We start from the raw sequence: 18,530 nt of genomic DNA, 5'->3' as shown, positions 1-18,530 counted from the left end.
TTTGCGTCTCTGCCCTTCAAATGAAGCAAATATGAAAAAACTAGTCGAGCTGACCGTAGATGGAATGGACTGCGCCAACTGTGCGGCGGGTATCACTCGCTACCTGGAGCGCAAGGGGTTGGAAGACGTCTATGTCAATTTCCAAACCAAAGAGGTTCGGTTTCGGCTGGTCGACGAAGATTTCAGTATAGAAGAAGCCAAAGGGGGCATCCGCAAACTCGGTTATACCGTAGTAGAGCCCGAGCAAAAGCCCGAATTTTGGACCTTGGAACGCAAACTACTCATTGGCGCAATTTTTACCTTGCCCCTACTCAGCGGGCACTTGTTGATGTCAGTGGGCATCCATTGGTCTTTGATGCACAATGCCTGGTTGCAGTTTTTCATTTGTTTACCTGTGTTCATTTTGGGAACCTGGCACTTTGGCAAAAGCGCCTGGAGCTCGCTGCGCAATGGCATGCCGAATATGGATGTGCTCATTTTTATTGGAGGTACAGCTGCTTTTGTTTACAGCCTGGTCGGAACCATCAGCGGCGAAGCACAATACATTTTTTACGAAACATGCGCCACCATTTTTACCCTGGTTTTACTGGGCAATTGGATTGAAAAACGAGCAGTGAGCCAAACCACTACCGCCATTTCGGAATTGAGCAAATTGCAAGTCGAACACGCTCGTCGAATCATGCCTTCCGGTACCATCATCAGCATCCATTATCCGGAAATTCAGCCGGGCTACATCCTCCAGGTCAACGAAGGTGATAAAGTGCCTGCCGATGGCGAGATTTTTATGGGCCAAGCCACTATTGATGAATCCATGTTGACCGGTGAAAGTTTACCCATTAACAAACAGCTTGGCGATCAGGTTATTGGGGGCTCTTTGGTGTTGAGTGGGAATTTTCAGTTGACGGTAGGGGCGGTAGGTAAAAAATCGGTGCTGGGCCAAATGATCGAACTCGTCAAAACCGCCCAACAGGACAAACCAGACATCCAACGCCTGGCCGATAAAATCAGTGCCATTTTTGTGCCCGTCGTATTGGGCATTTCAGCCTTGACTTTTTTGCTCAGCTATTTTTTATTCGACATTGCCTTCAAAAACGCACTGATGAATGCCATTGCGGTGCTGGTCATTTCATGTCCATGCGCAATGGGATTGGCCACACCAACCGCAGTAATGGTTGGGGTAGGTCGTTTGGCCCGCAACGGTATTCTAGTTAAAGGAGGGAAAACCCTGGAGATTTTTGCCAAAATCCGCAACATCGTTTTTGACAAAACCGGGACCTTGACCACCGGACAATTCACCATCGAAAACATAGATTATGCTCCAGGGGTAGAGCCCGCCGAAGTGCAAAACCTCATTTACGATCTGGAGTCGCATTCTTCACACCCCATTGCCCAATCCCTGGTCAATGAATTGGAACGCAAAATCATTTTTAATGGGCAAAGATTTGGTCCTACTTATTTGAACAAGGTTGAAGAAGAAAAAGGCAAAGGGATGCTGGGCTACGATGATGAAGGCAACAGCTATCGCCTGGGCGCCTCCGAAAATGGGCAAGGGCACTTGGTTTTACAAAAAAACGGGGAACAGTTGGCGGCGATTAGCCTCAGTGACCAAATCAAACCCGAAGCCAAAGCTTGTATCGACTACCTCAAAAGCAACAACATTCGCCCCTACATTTTAAGTGGAGACAAAGTACATAAAACGGAAGCTGTAGCTCAAGAGCTAGGCATTGCACATTTTTTTGCAGAACAATTACCCGGGCAAAAATTGGAAAAAATTGCCCAATTGAGCCAGGAAGCACCTACAGCAATGGTCGGAGATGGCATCAACGATGCCCCAGCCCTGGCCAAGGCCACCATCGGGGTTTCTTTGAGCAATGGCTCTCAGGCGGCTATCCAATCCGCTCAAATTGTATTGCTCAATGGCAATTTGGAACGTTTGCCTCAGGCCCTCGCCATCAGTGCCCATACGGTACTGACCATCAAACAAAGTTTGTATTGGGCCTTTGCTTACAACATTGTGGCGATCCCCATGGCAGCCATGGGCTACCTCAATCCGATGTGGGGTGCATTGTTTATGGCCTTTTCGGATGTGGTAGTGATAGGAAATGCGATAAGATTGAAGTACAAGAAGGTGGATTAACGCGCTGAAAGCTCTTTTAATTTATCCAATGCTAGCGGATAGATGGTGTTGAAGTAATCCAAATATTCGTCTAGCGTGTCGATATCTACGGTAACAGAAGTTATACCATTGTTCTCCTGGTAGGAATAATTTTCGTGCCCGCCTGCCCATTTTTCAACTTGTTCACCGGTTGTTACTTCAATATCCCCGTCCAAAAAACCGTAATGCCGTATGGATACAAATTTGGCAGGCTGGTGCTCTACGATTTCAGAAACCATGCCGCCCTTTTTTCCGTTTTCGTCCACCCCTACAAAATGAATTTTGCTTCCTTTCTCCCAAGTTCCTTCGTAGGTAGAAGTAGGATTGAATGCCGATGTCCAATGTTCATAGGCCCTTTTGTCTTTTAAGCCCAACATCGTTTCATAAACTTTTTGGGCTGCTGTGTTGATCTCTTTTGTGAATTGTAAACGTTGCATGTTGTTGCTACTTTTTGAAATATAAATCCTCTATTTTTATTGCCCGTTATGAGCAATTTTCAGAGAATGATTGTTCCGGTTTTCAAGGCTTGATTTGCTTTTTAGCTCTTCAATTTGCCGCTGCAATTCAAGGTTTTTTTGAAATTCTTCAACCAGCTTCTTATCCTTCTCGGCAATGATCTCTTCCTGTTCGGCAATGATTTCATTCTTTTTGCCCATCTCTCGATCAAAAGTTCGTTCCAATTCATCCTCCACATCCATTTTGTCACGAATTTCTTCGCTGGCAATAACGTCATAGATGGGGTTGGCTATGATCATATCTTATTTTTTGTTTGATTTCTATTGCAAGATAAACTATTTCAGGAATATTTTAGTTCCTTTCGCTCTTTTTATTTTTGATCTGTGGGGTTACCGAAAGCGGTTTACGGCTTGGCAATGTGGCGGATATTTAGCACAAAAGTTCATAAAAGTTCCAAATGTCTGTTTTAGCACAAATGTTCATTAGAATTCCGTCAGCCGCCATATTGCCAAACCGATGTTGTGCGTTCGTTTTTATCTCGTTAGCTTTCCCAACTTAGATGGTCTAAATTTCCTTTCTCGTCCGTATTTACAACAATTAATTGGTCTGTCAAGTCTTTGCTAACTGTATAATCGAAAACAGCGAAATTAGATGCGTCATATTTTCCGTCTGGGTAAAGTCCAATTCTTGTCAAATGTAGCTTTTTCAAAAATTGTTGTTCTTTGTCAGTTTGGTCGCTGGTTATGTCGATTTGTTCTAAAAATTCATCTCCTAATTCTTCTATGTGGAATGTCACATATTCTTTTACTGTATCTCCATTTTCATCGTTAAAGTCACTATTAATGTTGACTTTATTTTGTCTGTCAAAAGTGTCAATATTCTCAATGAAAAACTTGATTGTGTCCATTGCACTTTTTTCAATGTTAGTCTTTGCAAAATTGATGTCAAGTGTAATTGTCTTTCCGTTAAATTCTATTTCGGAACGATACTCTTCATTTAAGGCATCTAAATTAATTTGTCCGAAAGGTGGCAATAAATAGTATGTCATATTTTCTTCTTTTTAATTGTCTTGTACGGTATGTCTAAAATGACTCCCAACACGTCTTATACGCAACTCCGCTTCCTCTCCCCGCTCATTGCCGCAGTTGCTATTGACGGCAATGAGCTTTCAAGAAACTGTATACAATGCCACTATTTTAAACAAATCATTTTTATCGTTGTGAATCCAACAACTTTCAAAGTATTTCTCTATTGCATCCCTACCCCCACTCACACCGTCTGAATCATATCATACTGTGTAATGATGTGGTAAATGCCCGCCTTATCCCGCGCTAAAACCGCCGGAATCTGTTTGCTGATGTAATTCCGCAATTGACTAAAGGGCAGGTATTCATCCACAACTGGTAGCGGTTCCGCCATGATATCAGCTACCGGGCGGTCACCATTGCGCAAGGGGTTCTCCAGCAAAAAGTTGAGCACAGCACTTTCTGACAAAGAGCCAACTATAGCTTCCTGATCGACAACAGGCAACTGCGAGATGTCGTGACTTTTCATCAAATCAAAAGCAAAACGTACCGTATCATTCTGACGAACAGTATAAAATGACTTTTCCTGTTTGCGAGTGATGATGTCTTTCACCCGCAGTTCGGTATCCAAAAAGCCCCGTTCGCGCATCCAGTCATCGTTGTAAATTTTACCCACATAGCGGCTGCCGTGGTCGTGGATGACTACTACCACTATATCATCGGCGGTAAGTTGGTCTTTGAGTTGCAAGAGTCCAGCCAGCGCCGAGCCAGCCGAGTACCCCAACATGATGCCTTCTTCGCGGGCCAGGCGGCGAGCCATGAGTGCACCATCTTTATCGGTCACTTTCTCCAGGTGATCGATGATGTCAAAATCAATATTTTTTGGGATGATGTCCTCTCCGATGCCTTCGGTGATGTAGGGATAAATTTCCTTTTCATCGAACACCCGGGTCTCATGGTATTTTTTCAAGACTGACCCGTAAGTATCTATACCCCATATTTTCACATTGGGGTTTTGCTCTTTCAAATAGCGGCCAGTGCCGGAAATGGTTCCACCTGTACCCACACCGGTGATCATATGGGTGATCCGACCATCGGTTTGTTTCCAGATTTCCGGGCCAGTGCTTTCGTAATGCGCCTGGCGGTTGGAAAGGTTATCATACTGATTGCACCAATAACTATTGGGAATTTCTTTGCTTAAACGCGATGCAACGGAGTAATAAGAGCGGGGATCATCCGATTCTACGTTGGTGGGGCATACAATGACCTCGGCTCCCAGGGCCCGCAGCAAATCCATTTTCTCCTTGGATTGTTTATCGGTCGTGGTGAAAATACATTTGTACCCCTTGACCGCAGCGGCGATGGCAAGGCCCATCCCGGTGTTTCCAGAAGTACATTCGATGATGGTGCCACCAGGTTTCAAATCCCCACGTTCTTCGGCATCAAGGACCATTTTCAAGGCCATGCGATCCTTAATGGAATGTCCGGGGTTAAAAGTTTCTACTTTCATCAACACGGTAGCAGGCAACTCTGCTACAACTTTATGCAATTGAACCATCGGCGTATTGCCAATGGTGGAAAGGATGTTTTGGTGGAAGTCCATACCTTATTTATAGTATTTGATTTTTACAAAAAAGTTGGCATCCTTCGCCCCCAAAAGTTTTGCAGTATTCGGAGAAAGGATCGCCACAACATTGGTTGAATAGGCCGTAGCGGGAATTTTACCCAGCACTTCAGCATAAACGGTTCTTTTGGTCACGGGGTTGTGCAACTCAATGACCGAGCCTTTTGCAGCTTTGTCATGTAGAGCATAATAATTCCGGGCAGCGGGTGCTTCTTTTTGCCATACCGCTATACCTTGCTGGGCCGTAGCTACTTTCTTTTTGTTCTCGGAGTAGGCATCAAATATCTTTTTGAGGTCCACTGCTTTTTTTAAGGAGGGCGACAGCGCTGGCCTGGTATGCCATTCCGCTGGAATTGCCTGGGGGCTCATCCAACCTATGTGGATCAATTGGCCGGGCTGCAAACTGCCTTGTTTTAGTTTTGCTCTGGCTTTGATGGTGTCTTCTGGCATGCGGAAATAAACTTTGCTGAGCCTGAAAAGATTGTCCCCCTTTTTTACCCGATAATAAACCGGGGTATAAATTCGGGGATTAAACTTTGGTTCCCGGTATCGGATAATGGCACGGTTGGGAATCACTACTTTGATGCTTTGATTGGGGCTTACAACGTCAAAATTCAGGCTGGGATTGAGGTGACGTAATTCATCCATCTTTAGCCCGTAAAACTTGGCCAGCGAAAAGATTGTTTGCCCTTTTACAATCTTGTGCTCAAATATTTTTTCTTCACTGGCGCTGATACTCAATATGATGGTATCTTTGGGAGTCAAGTAATGCGAACTGTCTCCAGTTGCAAAAACGTAGCCAGGCAACAAGAGCAATAAGATTTTCCACATAGTTTTCAGTATGTTTGGAGTTTAATAATTCACCATTTTTACAGGCTTTTAAACCCTTGCAAAGGTATGAAAACTCTTGGTATTATCCCGGCTCGATATGCGTCAACCCGCTTCCCGGGAAAACCCCTGGCAGATCTCAACGGCAAGTCACTCATCCAGCGCGTGTATGAAAGGGTAATGGCTGCGCCCGCCCTGGATGAAGTGGTGGTGGCCACTGATGACCAGCGGATTTTTGATCATGTCCTGGATTTTGGAGGAAAAGTACACATGACCAGTGAAACCCACCAAAGTGGCACCGACCGTTGTGCTGAAGTGGCCCTTTCTTTTCCCGATTATGAGGTAGTACTCAACGTTCAGGGGGATGAGCCCTTTTTAGATTATGAACAAATTGAAAAAGTAGCCAATCCACTGCGGCGAGGGCTGGCCGAAATTGCAACCCTCGCAATGCCCATTAAGGATGAGACCGAATTGTTCAATCCGAATGTGGTCAAGGTGGTATACAATGCACAAAAGCTGGCACTTTATTTTAGTCGCAGTACCATTCCCTACCTACGCAATTTACCTAAGGAAGAATGGCTGGCCCAAGGAATCCACTATCGGCACATCGGGCTGTATGGTTATTTGCGCTCCACTTTATTGGAAATTGCCCCACTTCCTATGGCTGAACTGGAGCAATTAGAAGCATTAGAGCAACTGCGTTGGTTGTACCATGGAAAGTCCATTTATGTTGAATTGACCAATCAGGCTATCGTGGGAGTAGATACACCTGAAGATTTGGAGAAAGCAAAAAATTTACTTTAAAAAGTCATTAATCCATCTTGATGTGGTTCTTTTCGATAAAGTCCTTGAACGATTTGCGGTAGGAATCACTAATCGGCAACAGCGCATTGCCAACTTTGACTTTTTCTTTATGGATGGAATCCAGCCACTCCAGGGCTACGATGTAAGAATTGTGGATGCGGATAAACTGGTTTTCAGGCAATTGTTCCTCCATGGCTTTCAATCTTTGCAGGGTGACAATGCGCTGCTGAGGGGTGTGGATGGCCACGTAGTCTTTCATCCCTTCCACATACATGATTTCACTTATCTTGACCTTTACCAGTTTGGTACCGTCTTTGACGAAAATATAGGCAGGTCCTGGTTCAACCACAGCGGCTGGTGCAGGTACTTGTTCAGAGGGCAATTGTTGATTGGCAATGCCTTGCATTCTCTGATTAATTTTTTCCATGGCCTTCAAAAAGCGTTCCAGGGTGATGGGTTTTAACAAATAATCTACTACATCCAGGTCGTAACTTTCGAGTGCGTATTCAGAATAAGCTGTGGTGAGGATCACCCAAGGCTTTTTTTGCAGGATTTTTAATAAGGTTAGCCCAGTGATTTCAGGCATTTGAATGTCCAAAAACAACAAATCAACTGGGTTGTCCCGCAAAAATTCCAAAGCTTCCATCGGGCCTGAACAAGTGCGCAAAAGCTTGAGGTAGGGTACTTTTTGAACATAGTCACTGAGGAGTTTGCGTGCCAGTGGTTCATCATCTACGATCAAGCAATTCAGCATATTGTTCATGACAAATCCAGTTTAAGTTGTACAAAATAACTGTCTTTACGATCTTCCTCGATCAGTTCATATTGGGCGGGGTAACTCAACTCCAGTCGGCGGCGAACGTTTTGCAGGCCAATGCCAGATTTTTCGCCAGCGGTTTGAGCGGGTAATTTGCTGTTTTCGACAATATAGGTACAAGAATTTTGGTCAATTCTGAGGTTGATGTTCACCCAGGCATTGGGATTATTGTTCCCCACTCCGTGTTTAAAAGCATTTTCCAGAAAAGTAATCAAAATCAGTGGAGTAATCAAAACCTGCTCGGGGTTCCCTTCTACCTCGAATTTGATGGGAATTTGGTCATTGAGCCGCAGATTCTCCAGACTGATGTAGTTTTGCATGTATTCCAGCTCCTTGTTCATTGGCACCCGCTGGTGATTGGAATCGTAAATCATGTAGCGCATCATTTGGGACAGCTTCGCAATAACCTCAGTGGTGTTGGGTGATTGGGTATAAGCCAGGTAGTACAGATTATTGAGGGTATTGAACAAAAAGTGCGGGTTGATCTGGGCTTTGAGGAAGCGTAATTCTGCGCTGAGTTTTTCATTTTCCATCTCTTTTTTACTTGCCTCCAGTTGAAACCAGTCCTCTAAAAACTTGAGCATGGCAATGAAAGATGCAATAAAAAGGGCAGACATTGATGAAGTGGTGGCAAATCGATTGGAATAAGGAAAATCAATTTTATGTGTATAACCATCTATAAGATAACGTTTAAGAATCAAAAAAATCCAGGTGGCTACCACAACGGTCAGCAATAATTCAAGGGCAAATTTCCACCATTTTTTGTGCTTGAAAAAACGGGGTAAAAATAAAAAATAGTTGGCGTAGGCCACTGACATCAAAAAGGCTATTTGTAAAAGCGCGTTGTTGATGATGTCGAACCAGGTCTCATGGACATGTTTATAATCCCTCAATTGGTAACAAAAGGTGAAAAAATAAAAGCACCAGAAGCAGAAATGGATCAAAAAAACCCGCTGCTTTTGTATGAAGTTTTGCATCAGTTTTGCGTTTCCATATTCATCAAAATACTTCCCAAATTTACAACTAATCGTGGTGTAAAAATGCCTCAGCCCTTGTAAAACACTTGTCTACTCTGCAAAAAGGGAAGATCACTTGACCATTTTGGCAAACTAATAGATGCTTCGGGTTACTTTTTTAAGCAATCAAGTTGTTTCCAGTTTGTTTATTGGCGGAAAATCAAGCATTTTTAAATAACGGTAAAATCTTGTTTCAATTAAAATAATTCACTCTACAACACGTTACTTTCGTGTAGAATTACAGTCTGAAAAAGAGCTTTGCATTTAGAGTAGTTTTTAATAAACATATATAAATTATTTATCGCCATGAACTTAAAAATCTCATTGCTGGCTTTAACAGCCACTGTAATGTACTTGAACCTACCAGCACAAGAAACCTCCATCAAATGGGGAAAAATTCCGGATGAAGAGTTAAAAATGACCACTTACGCCCTGGATACATCTGCTGCGGCATTGGTACTGGCCGATATTGGTTATTTCAGCTACGACTTACGAGCTCCCGATCAGTTGACCGAATTGAATGTGCACCGCCGCATCAAAATTTTGAAACGCAATGGGTTTAGTGAAGGCGACATCGAAATCCCTTATTACAACAAAGATCGTTATCAGGATATCATTCAGCTCAAAGCCCAAATTTTTAATCCAGATGGCAGCAAGCGCAGCATTGAAAAAAAAGATTTCTTTGAAGAAAAAACCGCCGAAGGTTATACCACCAAAAAATTTACTTTCCCGGAAATTCAGGTAGGCAGTGTCATCGAGTACTCCTACGTCCTGCAAACCAAGGACTGGTCGCGGATACCTACCTGGTATTTTCAAACTGATATCCCGGTAAAATTGAGCGAATATGTGCTGAACATCCCTGAATTTTTGGAATTCGTGATCATTTCCCGGGGGCGTGAACTCGATCGCAACGAGCAATCGCTAGAAAGTGGAATTGGTATTCGGAACCGCAAATACATCCTTGCCGTCAATGATGCACCAGCATTAAAAGAGGAAGCCTATATCACCACCATGACCGATTATACCGCTCATGTCATTTTCCAAATCAGTGGTACGGTGCAGAATGGAATCAGGCAACCCTACCTGAGTGATTGGCCAACCGTAGCCAAACAGCTCCTGGAAGATGAAAGTTTTGGCAAAAGGATCGATCGCAAAGCCAATTTCGACGACGCCTACGACAAAGTTGCTCCTTTGGTAGCAAACGCCAAAACGCCCGAAGAAAAACTCAAAACCATTTACCACTTTGTGATGGACAACATCAAATGGGATGGAACCAACGGCATTTACCAAACTGAACCTTTGAATAAAGTTTTTGAACTCAAAAAAGGGGATGCTGCCGGGGTGAACCTGATGCTCATTGCACTGCTTAAAGCATTTGGTTTTGATGCAAAACCCCTCTTGGTCAGCACCCGCGAGCATGGTCAGCCGATTGAATTGTACCCCATTCGTAGCCAATTCAATTATGTGTTGGCTTACCTCAAACACAATGATAAAATCCAGTTGTTGGATGCTACCAACCGTCAACGTCCAATGGGCCTGCCCGCAGTAAGAGCACTCAACAAAAAAGGCTGGATTGTCGACGCTGAAAAACCAGAATGGTTGGACATTGTTCCTGGGCGTTCCAGTTCAACCCGGATGTTCAACATCACCTTAAACGAAGAAGGTAAAGCGGTAGGAAAAATTGTTTCTGCCTACGACGGTTACGCAGCGCTAGAAGTGCGGGAGGAATTGACCAAAAAAGACGATCCACAAAGCAGCAATGAAGCCCCCGAGGAGAATGAAGACGAGGATGTGTCGGCCACACTGACCAATATAGAATATGATTCGGTGACCATCAAAAACCTGGATGACATTTACAAAACCCTGTCCTACAATGCCAAAGTCCAAATCCCGGAAGGCGGTACAGTCAACGGCGATTTTATTTACATCAATCCGGTTTTACATCCAGCGTTTGATGAAAATCCTTTTAAACAAACAATCCGGGAATACCCGGTCGACATCCCCTACCCTTTGTCCCACCGCTATGTACTCAACCTGACTATCCCAGAAGGCTATGTGGTGGAACAAATGCCAGAACAAGTCAGCTTAACCTTGCCCCAAAATGGTGGAAAATTCACCTTTTTGGTCAGCAAATTGGCCGGAACCTCCCGCACATTCCAAATCAACAGTACCATTCAAATCAACCAGGTGCATTTCGAGGCTGAAGAATATTCTGTCATCAAAAAATTCTTTGATCTGATCATTGAAAAGCAGCAAGAACAACTGGTGCTCAAAAAAAATTAATCCCATGAAATTCCAAACCATAAGCCTTTTGCTGCTGCTCCTTTGGCCGCCCTTGTTGCATGCCCAAATCGATTTGGCCCCCAAACCCATCGACTCCCTACTTCCCAACGCCAAGGAGATTGTACGGGTGGAAAGGATCAAAATCCGGCTCAATTCAACCACCGAAGGGAGCTATTCCTACCGCAAAGTGGTAACCGTTCTGAACAACAACAGTACCGCCAACACCATCTACATTGGCTATGACCCTGAAACACCCATTTCAGAACTCAGGGCCAATTTGTACGATAAAAATGGGCTTCTGTTGCGCAAAATAAAAAAAGAAGAATTTGAAGATTACGCAGCGGTTGATGGGTTTTCCATTTATCAGGACAGCCGGGTCAAGGTATTGAGCCTCAATCATACGGATTTTCCTTTTACGGTAGAGTGGGAATACGAACAAAAATTAAAAGGAATTGCCCTCGCGCTGTTACCAGACTGGGACATTCAACGCTATGGCACTGCCATGGAATTAGGCGAATTGAGTGTGGAAGTGCCGTTAAACACTCAGTTGCATCACCGCAGCGTAAACATCCAGCTCAAACCCGAGGTAAGTACCCTCAAAGATGGTTACCAGCAGTATGTATGGAAAGTCCGACATTTGAAAGCAGTTAAGGAAGAACCGTATTCTCCACATTACGAGCAGGTGTTGCCTCAGGTACAATTGGCCATCAACAGCTTCCAGATTGCAGGTTATGCGGGCAGCATGAGCAATTGGAAAGAATTTGGGCGCTTTATGGCTTCCCTGTATCGAGGTCGGGATGAACTACCTGGAGAATTAAAAAGTGAATTGAATACGGTTTTACAAGGGGCAAAAAACAACGTTGAAAAAATCGAACGTTTGTACCGCTACATGCAAGGCAAAACGCGCTACGTGAGTGTACAATTGGGAATTGGTGGCTGGCAGCCCTTTACGGCAGAATACGTCCACCGCAACAAATATGGCGATTGCAAGGCCTTGACCAACTTCATGAAAGCACTGTTGAATTATGCAAACATTCGAGCTTACCCGGTTGCCATCCAAAATACGGATGATGCTCCCCGGGTGTTCGACGACAACTTTGTCAACGATCCCGGATTCAACCATGTAGTGTTGTACGTTCCTGCCGAAAAAATCTGGCTGGAATGCACCTCGACAAATTATCCCATCAACTATTTGGGCGAGAGCAACGCTGACCGTCAGGTATTGTTGCTCAATGAAGAAGGTGGTCAATTGCTGCGTACCCCCGTTTTGGGCAGTAAGGACAACCGGGAGTATTGGCAGGCGGAATTTCGGATTGACTCAGAGGGAAAAGTTGAAAATAGTGCCAAGGCTGATTTTTATGGTGCCAACCACGAGCTATATCGTTCCATAAAGGAAAGTTTGGCGGCCAAAGAGCGCAAGGAATGGTTGGAAGAAAACCTCCATTTGGCCGTCGAATCACTGGACAGCCTACAGGTCAATTTTCAAAAAGACCGCGCGGAGGCTTCCCTTTCTTTCAAAGCTGCGCTCAGCCGAATGGGTAGCCGTTCGGGTAAAAGGTGGTTCATCCCCTTCAACCCGCTTAACCCATTGACCAAAGCACCCGCTAAATCCGAAAATCGGCTGCAAAGAGTGGTCAATCGCAAAGCATATGTGCAGGAATCAGAGCTGAGTTTTGCGCTACCAGCAGGTTACAAAGTAGAAAGTTTGCCTTTTTCAGACAAAAAACTGGAAAGTCCTTTCGGTCAATATGAAGTGAAGGTGCAGCAGGTCGGTGAAAAAATTCTGGTCAAACGCCGCTTACAAATCGAAGCAGTTGACCTCCCTGCTACTGAATATTCTGCCTTTAGCAATTTTTACCGGGAGGTAGCGAAGTGGGATGGGACGAAGATGGTGCTCATTAGCGATAAGTGATGAATGATGAGTGATGAATTGCTTCCGCAACATTGATTAATGTCGCTGCGGAAGCAATTCATCACTCATCATTCATCACTCCACTATGGAATCGCCTTCGCTGCTGGAGCCAAATCTCCTGCTCCCAAAACGCGCTGAACACCTTTCTTTTTGCCCACTGTTTTGGTGGCCAATTCTACGGCTTTTTCAACGTTGACGATGCCGCCACTTTTGCTGAGGGTGCTGAAATCTACCTTTTCATCCTCGGTGCCTGGCTTGATCACCTTGCGGTTTTGTTTGACCGAAGATGCGATCAACACCTCTTTCACCTGATCCGCGGTGAGGTCTGGGAAATAAGAGCGAAGGATCGCCGCAACCCCTGCTACCATCGGAGCTGCCATACTGGTGCCCTGTAGGTTTTCGTAGGTATTTTCGGGAGTAGTAGCATAAATTTCTGCACCAGGTGCAAATACATCTACATATTCGGGGTTGTAGTTGGAAAACTCTGCCGCCATGTTTTCCCCCATGTCCGCATTCAAGGCACCTACCTCAACCCAGTTGGTTGCGGATTTTTTGCCAGGTTTGCCTTTTTTCTCAAAATGGTCATTCGGGTAATTGTTGGTCAAATCCAGGTTCTTACCATCATTACCCGCTGCGTGGATGAGCAGTACGTCTTTTTCCATCGCGTATTTAACTGCTGCGTCAACTGCTGGCTTGTTGGGAGAATAGCCCTTGCCAAAGCTCATGTTGATCACAGTGGCACCATTGTCTACAGCATACCTGATGGCATTGGCTACGTCTTTGTCGCGCTCGTCACCATCAGGTACTGTACGAACCGACATGATGCGGACGTTGTCAGCTACACCGTCCATGCCGATGTTATTTCCACGTTTGGCGCCAATGATCCCTGCTACGTGAGTCCCGTGCTTGGAATCGGGGCCCTTGACATCGTTGTTTCCATAAAAACGCTCGTTGAGGTCGGCATAATTGTCGCCTACAATCTTGCGAGGATCGTAATCCGGGTTGTAGTTGTAATTCAACTGGCTGTAGTAGTGATCGTAGGTCTCCAGGATTTGGCCAGCCATACTTTTGAAAGTTTCACCAGCTTCAATACCTTGGATAAAAATACCTTTGATGCCATTCAGGCGTTGGTCGGTAGTTTTGAACTTCTTCAGGTCGTTTAAGGATGGATTATCGGTTCCCAAACCTTTTACCAACTGGTCATACATATCTTTGACCATGGTAAGCTGCTTGAGGTTGCCTTCCGCACCTTGCCGACCTTTTTCTACCACCGCTTTGTATTCTTCGTATTTGGCGTATTCTGCTTTATCCGTTTTGCTCAAAGTGGCCGGGTCTTTCCCTTCGAATTTCTTTTTCAGGGTGGCGTAAAGACGGGTTACTTCGAGGTTGTCGTGTACCACGTTTTCTCCTTTGGCATTGCCCAGGAAACTCCAGCCATGGATGTCGTCGATATAGCCATTTTTATCGTCATCGATGCCATTGTTGGGGATTTCGTCTTCATTTACCCACATCACGTCCTTCAAATCCTCGTGCTTGTAGTCTACACCTGAGTCAAGTACGGCTACAATCACTGGCTTGCCTTTTTTGTTTTTGGGCAAACGTTTGTAGATTGATTCGGTGGCCAAACCGGGCACACCGTCTTTTGAGGGATCCAAGTGGAACCAGTTTTGTGGCGCTTGAGCCATCAAGTTGCTAGCCATCATTCCAATCAGGAATGCTACAATTGTGCAAAATTTGCGCTTCATTTCAAGGTTTATTTGATCAAAATAGAATAAAAACAAAAATAGACCATCCGCAAGGTATTCAAAGACCAAAGCAAATTATATCTTTCGCATTGAACTGAATTTGCATGATGTTATTCCTCTTTTACCTGCGGTTCTGCTTTCGTTGCTTGCGCTTTTACTTCCAAGCCGCTACTAAATACGATGTTCATTCGCCTTTTGTTGCCGACTTTGTGGAATATATTGTGGAAGATGAGCGCGTTTTTTACGCTTTTCCTTTCATTGAGCGCATGCGTGCCCGCCTCAATCGCAACAACTACCCGATAGAAATTGTCGATCTGGGCGCTGGTTCCAAAGCCAACCGCTCCAAAGTACGCAGTGTGCGCAACATTTTGCGCTACAGTGCCGTATCAGAAACAACTGGGCAACAACTGTTCCGTCTGGTGGCTCATTACAAGCCCAAACGGATCGTTGAACTAGGTAGCTCTTTGGGCATATCCACCATGTACCTTGCCGCTGCGGCACCTAATGGACAGGTCACAACGTTGGAAGGTTGCCCGGATATTGCAGAAGTAGCCCAAATGAACTTCCAAAGACTCGAATTTTCGAATATTTCCCTCCTTTTGGGGGATTTTCAAAATACCTTCCCCGAAGTCCTCAATGAAATAGCCCAATTGGATTTTTTGTTCATCGATGGGGATCACCGTGCAGGGAGGGCTGAGCAATACTTCGAGTGGGCTTTACCCAAAATCCATGCCAAATCGATAATTGTAATGGCAGACATCCATTGGTCGAAGGAGATGGAGCAGTGCTGGGAGAAGGTGAGGCGGCATCCCCAAGTGAAGTTGTCCATTGATTTGTTGCAACTCGGGGTCTTGTTTTTTGATGATGCCATTCGGGAGGAGCAGCATTTGAGTTTGGTGAGGTGGAAGTGGAAGTTTTGGAGGTTGGGGCTGTTTGGGAGGAAGAGAAATAATTAAAAGTGGCAAAAAATGAAAATATTTCTATTCATTCTACTCATAATCATTGTATTTATCACCATTTTTTATATCTGTTTTTTCGGCTTTTACTTAAAAGTACCAAAACTAAAATTAGATTCTCAGCTTGAAAGAGAAGACCGAATTCGATTAATTGATAGTTGGTTTGAAGCGTTGCAACGAGAAAAAAAATTCAACGGCGCGGTCTTAATGACTAAGGATGGTAATGCCTTACTTTGCAAAGCTTACGGCTATGCGGATCACAAGCTGGAAGTTCCCCTAAACGAGCATTCCTCTTTCCAATTGGCATCAGTATCCAAACAATTCACCGCTGCTGGAATAATGTTGCTTAAAGAGAGGGGAATGCTGGCATATGATGAACTTGTATCGAAATACATTCCAAATTTCCCTTATCATGGTGTTAGTATTCGCCATTTGCTCAATCAAACCTCTGGCATCTCGGATGTATACATAAAACTTGCTTACAAAAATAAAAAAACGATCCCTGTATTAAGTAACCAAATTGCCATAGACCTAGTAATTAAAGAAAATAAACCTGCAATTAGTGAGCCGAATAGCAGATTCGAGTACTCCAACACTAACTACATTATTCTAGCTCGAATAATTGAACTTGTTACAGGTTTAACATTTGAAGATTACATGCAAAAGGAAATTTTCGAGCCCATGGGAATGCTCAACACCCGGGTTTGGAATTTGCAATCCCGGGATTCAGGCTTTAAGAATAAGACAGAGGATTTTGAAATAGGGCGAAATAAAGCTATTGAATTGAAACCTAGTTTCATAGATGGCGTAGCTGGCGATGGTGCAGTATATAGCAGTGTAGCAGACATGGAAATTTGGGATGGTTTCTGGTACGCTAACCCACTAATCAGTCCCGAAAACCTTAAAGAGGCATTTTTAGCACCTGCCCTAAAAAATGGAAAAACTGCTAACTATGGCTTTGGGTGGATGATTACCCCCTTCGGGATGTGGCACAATGGTAGCTGGCTAGGTGCAAGAACATTTATCGTAAGAAATACCAAACTCAAAACCTGTATGGTCATTTTAGATAATTCCACTAATCTGTTTTTCGATAAAATAATTTCTGTGTTAAGTAAATCCGAAAGGTAGGAGATACATTAATTCAGACTTGTTATGTTTTTTAGCAATTGAAGCTACTAATTCCACCATCTATCTTTGCCTCCGCCCCACAAACTTCTCCCGAATCACATCCTGCACATCCTTGTCCTCGATCTTACTCTCCAACCAAGAGATGATATCGAGGTACATAAAAGGTCTACGTTCAAAAGGATCGTTTTCCAGTTTGATCAATTTATCGCGCAAGGAAATGAACTCGTTGCGCAATTCCTGCTCACGCATGCGCGGAATGCGCCGCAAAAAGCGGAATACTTCCCGATGCACCGCCCCGATGTCTTCCATTTTGGACAAAAAGCGGTAAACCGATTTCACCTGGTACTCCACCAGTTGGGCATTGCCCATTTCAAAATGGGCAATCAGATTGAGGATGCGTGAAAAAACCTGGATGTCGGCGCGGTAATCCGGGTTCTTTTGATTGATGATCAGGTTGAGGTAGGTAATGGCGTTGTCGTTGTCGCCACTGCCAAAATACAGGCAGGCAATGCGGTAATAAAACACCAGAATGCGGTGGTGATCCCAGTTGTAGCGATCACTTTCAATGATCTCCATCAACTCGGGAATCAAGGCGATACCTTCCGTAAAGGTCCCTTCGATAAAGTGTTTCTGAATGGCGTGGATGTATTTGAACAAATAGTAAAGGCCTTCGATGTTGTTGTCATCGGCCATATCGAAGCGCTCGGGAAAATGGATCAAATCCTCAAAAACTTCGGCATAACGATTGTAATGCAACATGTTGTACAAAGTACTCAACAGGTTGTGCAGGCCCTTGAGGTAAAGGGGGGTATGCAACTCCAGCATCTCAGGCTCCTCCTTGTACAAGTCAACCCAACGTTGAGCATATCGGTAACAAGAAGTAAATTCCTGGTTCATGTGATGGTACCACATGTGGGCCTGGTTGTAGTACACCTTGCCCATAAAATCCAGGCTTTTATAATCCGCATTTGGCAATTTGGAATAAAAAAACTGCTTAACGTCTTGAGCGTCCTTCTCGTTTCGGACGTAACCGACCTTTAAGTACAAACCGTACAACTGTAGGGCCAGGTTAGAAAAAGCATGGGTTTGTTCAATGATGCGGGTTAAGTCCAAAGTTTCGGCAGCTAAGGAATCAGCCCGGCCTTCGATGCTCCGGGTGATGTATTGACCTTCGATGTGTTTTTCAAATTCCAGAATTTCCAGCGCAAGTGCATGGTAATTGCCTGTTTTGGCCCTGAGTTTGGCCTTTTCCAACATGTCCAGAGACTGCCGATACAAGCCCTTATTGTAAAGCACCCGGGCATAATCGACCATTTCCCGGATTTGAATGTCATTGGCGTTTTTGGTGCTTAACAGCCGTAAACTGGTCAGCAATTGTTTGTATAAATGCGCTTTGAGATTGGAGAGTTGGCTCTTTTTTACTTCGGGAATTTTTTTCAAAATGACGTCCTCTTCATACTCGCCACGTTTTTCCAAAAAATCAAAAAGTTGCAGAAACAGAATGTCTTCTGAAGACTGATTGCGTTTCACAAACAAGCGAAAATGCCTTTTTTCGGCCCGCGTAAGGGAGCGGATCAACGCCACAAGGTCATCTGTTTTTTGTTTAGGCATTGTAGATTCGATTTTATTAATCGACTAATTGTCAACAACTTTTGGAACATAATGTTGTTTACCGACTTGTACTAATTTTTGATTTTGATTTTAAGCCGCTTAACCAACAAAATATCTTTGAAGACAGCAAACATACAAAATCCGCACCAATGAGTAGCAACAGGATTTAC

Annotated in this window: 15 protein-coding genes; 6 read left to right on the top strand and 9 right to left on the bottom strand. The window is 44.2% G+C overall.

The genetic code is table 11. From position 1 onward, the window contains the following. Positions 1-31: 31 nt before the first annotated feature. Positions 32-2,137, top strand: a complete 2,106-nt coding sequence (locus SFV55_RS05815; RefSeq protein ID WP_320028530.1) for a cation-translocating P-type ATPase — start codon at positions 32-34, stop codon at positions 2,135-2,137. Here SFV55_RS05815 and SFV55_RS05810 read toward each other — a convergent pair. From SFV55_RS05810 to SFV55_RS05790, 5 genes are all read right to left on the bottom strand, one after another. Then, positions 2,134-2,592 carry a hypothetical protein gene (locus tag SFV55_RS05810; protein ID WP_320028529.1) on the bottom strand — a complete coding sequence of 153 codons (459 nt, stop codon included), beginning with the start codon at positions 2,590-2,592 and terminating at the stop codon, positions 2,134-2,136. The two genes, SFV55_RS05815 and SFV55_RS05810, sit on opposite strands and share 4 nt — an antisense overlap. 36 nt (positions 2,593-2,628) lie before the next feature. Beyond that, on the bottom strand, positions 2,629-2,910 hold the full coding sequence (locus SFV55_RS05805) for a hypothetical protein (protein WP_320028528.1): 282 nt from the start codon (positions 2,908-2,910) through the stop codon (positions 2,629-2,631). A 242-nt stretch (positions 2,911-3,152) separates the two neighbouring features. Then, positions 3,153-3,659: a DUF2004 domain-containing protein gene (locus SFV55_RS05800; protein ID WP_320028527.1), complete on the bottom strand. Its 507-nt coding sequence runs from the start codon at positions 3,657-3,659 to the stop codon at positions 3,153-3,155. Positions 3,660-3,880: 221 nt separating this feature from the next. Then, the gene (locus tag SFV55_RS05795; protein ID WP_320028526.1) at positions 3,881-5,239 is read right to left on the bottom strand and encodes a pyridoxal-phosphate dependent enzyme; all 1,359 of its coding nucleotides are present in this window, start codon (positions 5,237-5,239) and stop codon (positions 3,881-3,883) included. Positions 5,240-5,242: 3 nt separating this feature from the next. After that, the gene (locus tag SFV55_RS05790; protein ID WP_320028525.1) at positions 5,243-6,091 is read right to left on the bottom strand and encodes a LysM peptidoglycan-binding domain-containing protein; all 849 of its coding nucleotides are present in this window, start codon (positions 6,089-6,091) and stop codon (positions 5,243-5,245) included. Between the two features lie 66 nt (positions 6,092-6,157). Between SFV55_RS05790 and kdsB the strand changes: the two genes are divergently transcribed. After that, positions 6,158-6,892 carry a 3-deoxy-manno-octulosonate cytidylyltransferase gene (gene kdsB, locus SFV55_RS05785; RefSeq protein ID WP_320028524.1) on the top strand — a complete coding sequence of 245 codons (735 nt, stop codon included), beginning with the start codon at positions 6,158-6,160 and terminating at the stop codon, positions 6,890-6,892. Between the two features lie 7 nt (positions 6,893-6,899). Here kdsB and SFV55_RS05780 read toward each other — a convergent pair whose 3' ends face one another. Then, positions 6,900-7,655, bottom strand: coding sequence for a LytTR family DNA-binding domain-containing protein (locus SFV55_RS05780; protein WP_320028523.1), 756 nt, complete (start codon positions 7,653-7,655; stop codon positions 6,900-6,902). Continuing rightward, a complete protein-coding gene (locus SFV55_RS05775) occupies positions 7,652-8,686 on the bottom strand; it encodes a sensor histidine kinase (RefSeq protein WP_320028522.1) in 1,035 nt (344 codons plus the stop codon). Before SFV55_RS05775 ends, SFV55_RS05780 begins: the two co-directional genes overlap by 4 nt. Before the next feature lie 345 nt (positions 8,687-9,031). Here SFV55_RS05775 and SFV55_RS05770 point away from each other — a divergent pair, with 345 nt between their 5' ends. Both SFV55_RS05770 and SFV55_RS05765 read left to right on the top strand, forming a co-directional pair. Then, positions 9,032-11,008, top strand: a complete 1,977-nt coding sequence (locus SFV55_RS05770) for a DUF3857 and transglutaminase domain-containing protein (protein WP_320028521.1) — start codon at positions 9,032-9,034, stop codon at positions 11,006-11,008. 4 nt (positions 11,009-11,012) lie between these two features. Next, a complete protein-coding gene (locus SFV55_RS05765) occupies positions 11,013-12,920 on the top strand; it encodes a DUF3857 domain-containing protein (RefSeq protein ID WP_320028520.1) in 1,908 nt (635 codons plus the stop codon). An 83-nt stretch (positions 12,921-13,003) separates the two neighbouring features. On the opposite strand, the gene SFV55_RS05760 is transcribed toward SFV55_RS05765, so the two are convergent. Beyond that, positions 13,004-14,665: a S8 family peptidase gene (locus tag SFV55_RS05760; protein WP_320028519.1), complete on the bottom strand. Its 1,662-nt coding sequence runs from the start codon at positions 14,663-14,665 to the stop codon at positions 13,004-13,006. A gap of 104 nt (positions 14,666-14,769) precedes the next feature. Between SFV55_RS05760 and SFV55_RS05755 the strand changes: the two genes are divergently transcribed. Continuing rightward, positions 14,770-15,621, top strand: coding sequence for an O-methyltransferase (locus SFV55_RS05755; protein ID WP_320028518.1), 852 nt, complete (start codon positions 14,770-14,772; stop codon positions 15,619-15,621). Positions 15,622-15,633: 12 nt separating this feature from the next. Then, positions 15,634-16,749 carry a serine hydrolase domain-containing protein gene (locus SFV55_RS05750; protein ID WP_320028517.1) on the top strand — a complete coding sequence of 372 codons (1,116 nt, stop codon included), beginning with the start codon at positions 15,634-15,636 and terminating at the stop codon, positions 16,747-16,749. A 60-nt stretch (positions 16,750-16,809) separates the two neighbouring features. Here the strand turns inward: SFV55_RS05750 and SFV55_RS05745 are convergent, their stop codons facing one another. After that, positions 16,810-18,360, bottom strand: coding sequence for a hypothetical protein (locus SFV55_RS05745; RefSeq protein ID WP_320028516.1), 1,551 nt, complete (start codon positions 18,358-18,360; stop codon positions 16,810-16,812). Positions 18,361-18,530: the final 170 nt, after the last annotated feature.

The sequence above is a fragment of the Haliscomenobacter sp. genome, assembly GCF_033763495.1.
In the GTDB taxonomy this organism is placed as follows: domain Bacteria; phylum Bacteroidota; class Bacteroidia; order Chitinophagales; family Saprospiraceae; genus Haliscomenobacter.
The sequence above is the reverse complement of the archived record's forward strand: the minus strand, read 5'-3'. Positions and strand labels throughout refer to the sequence as shown.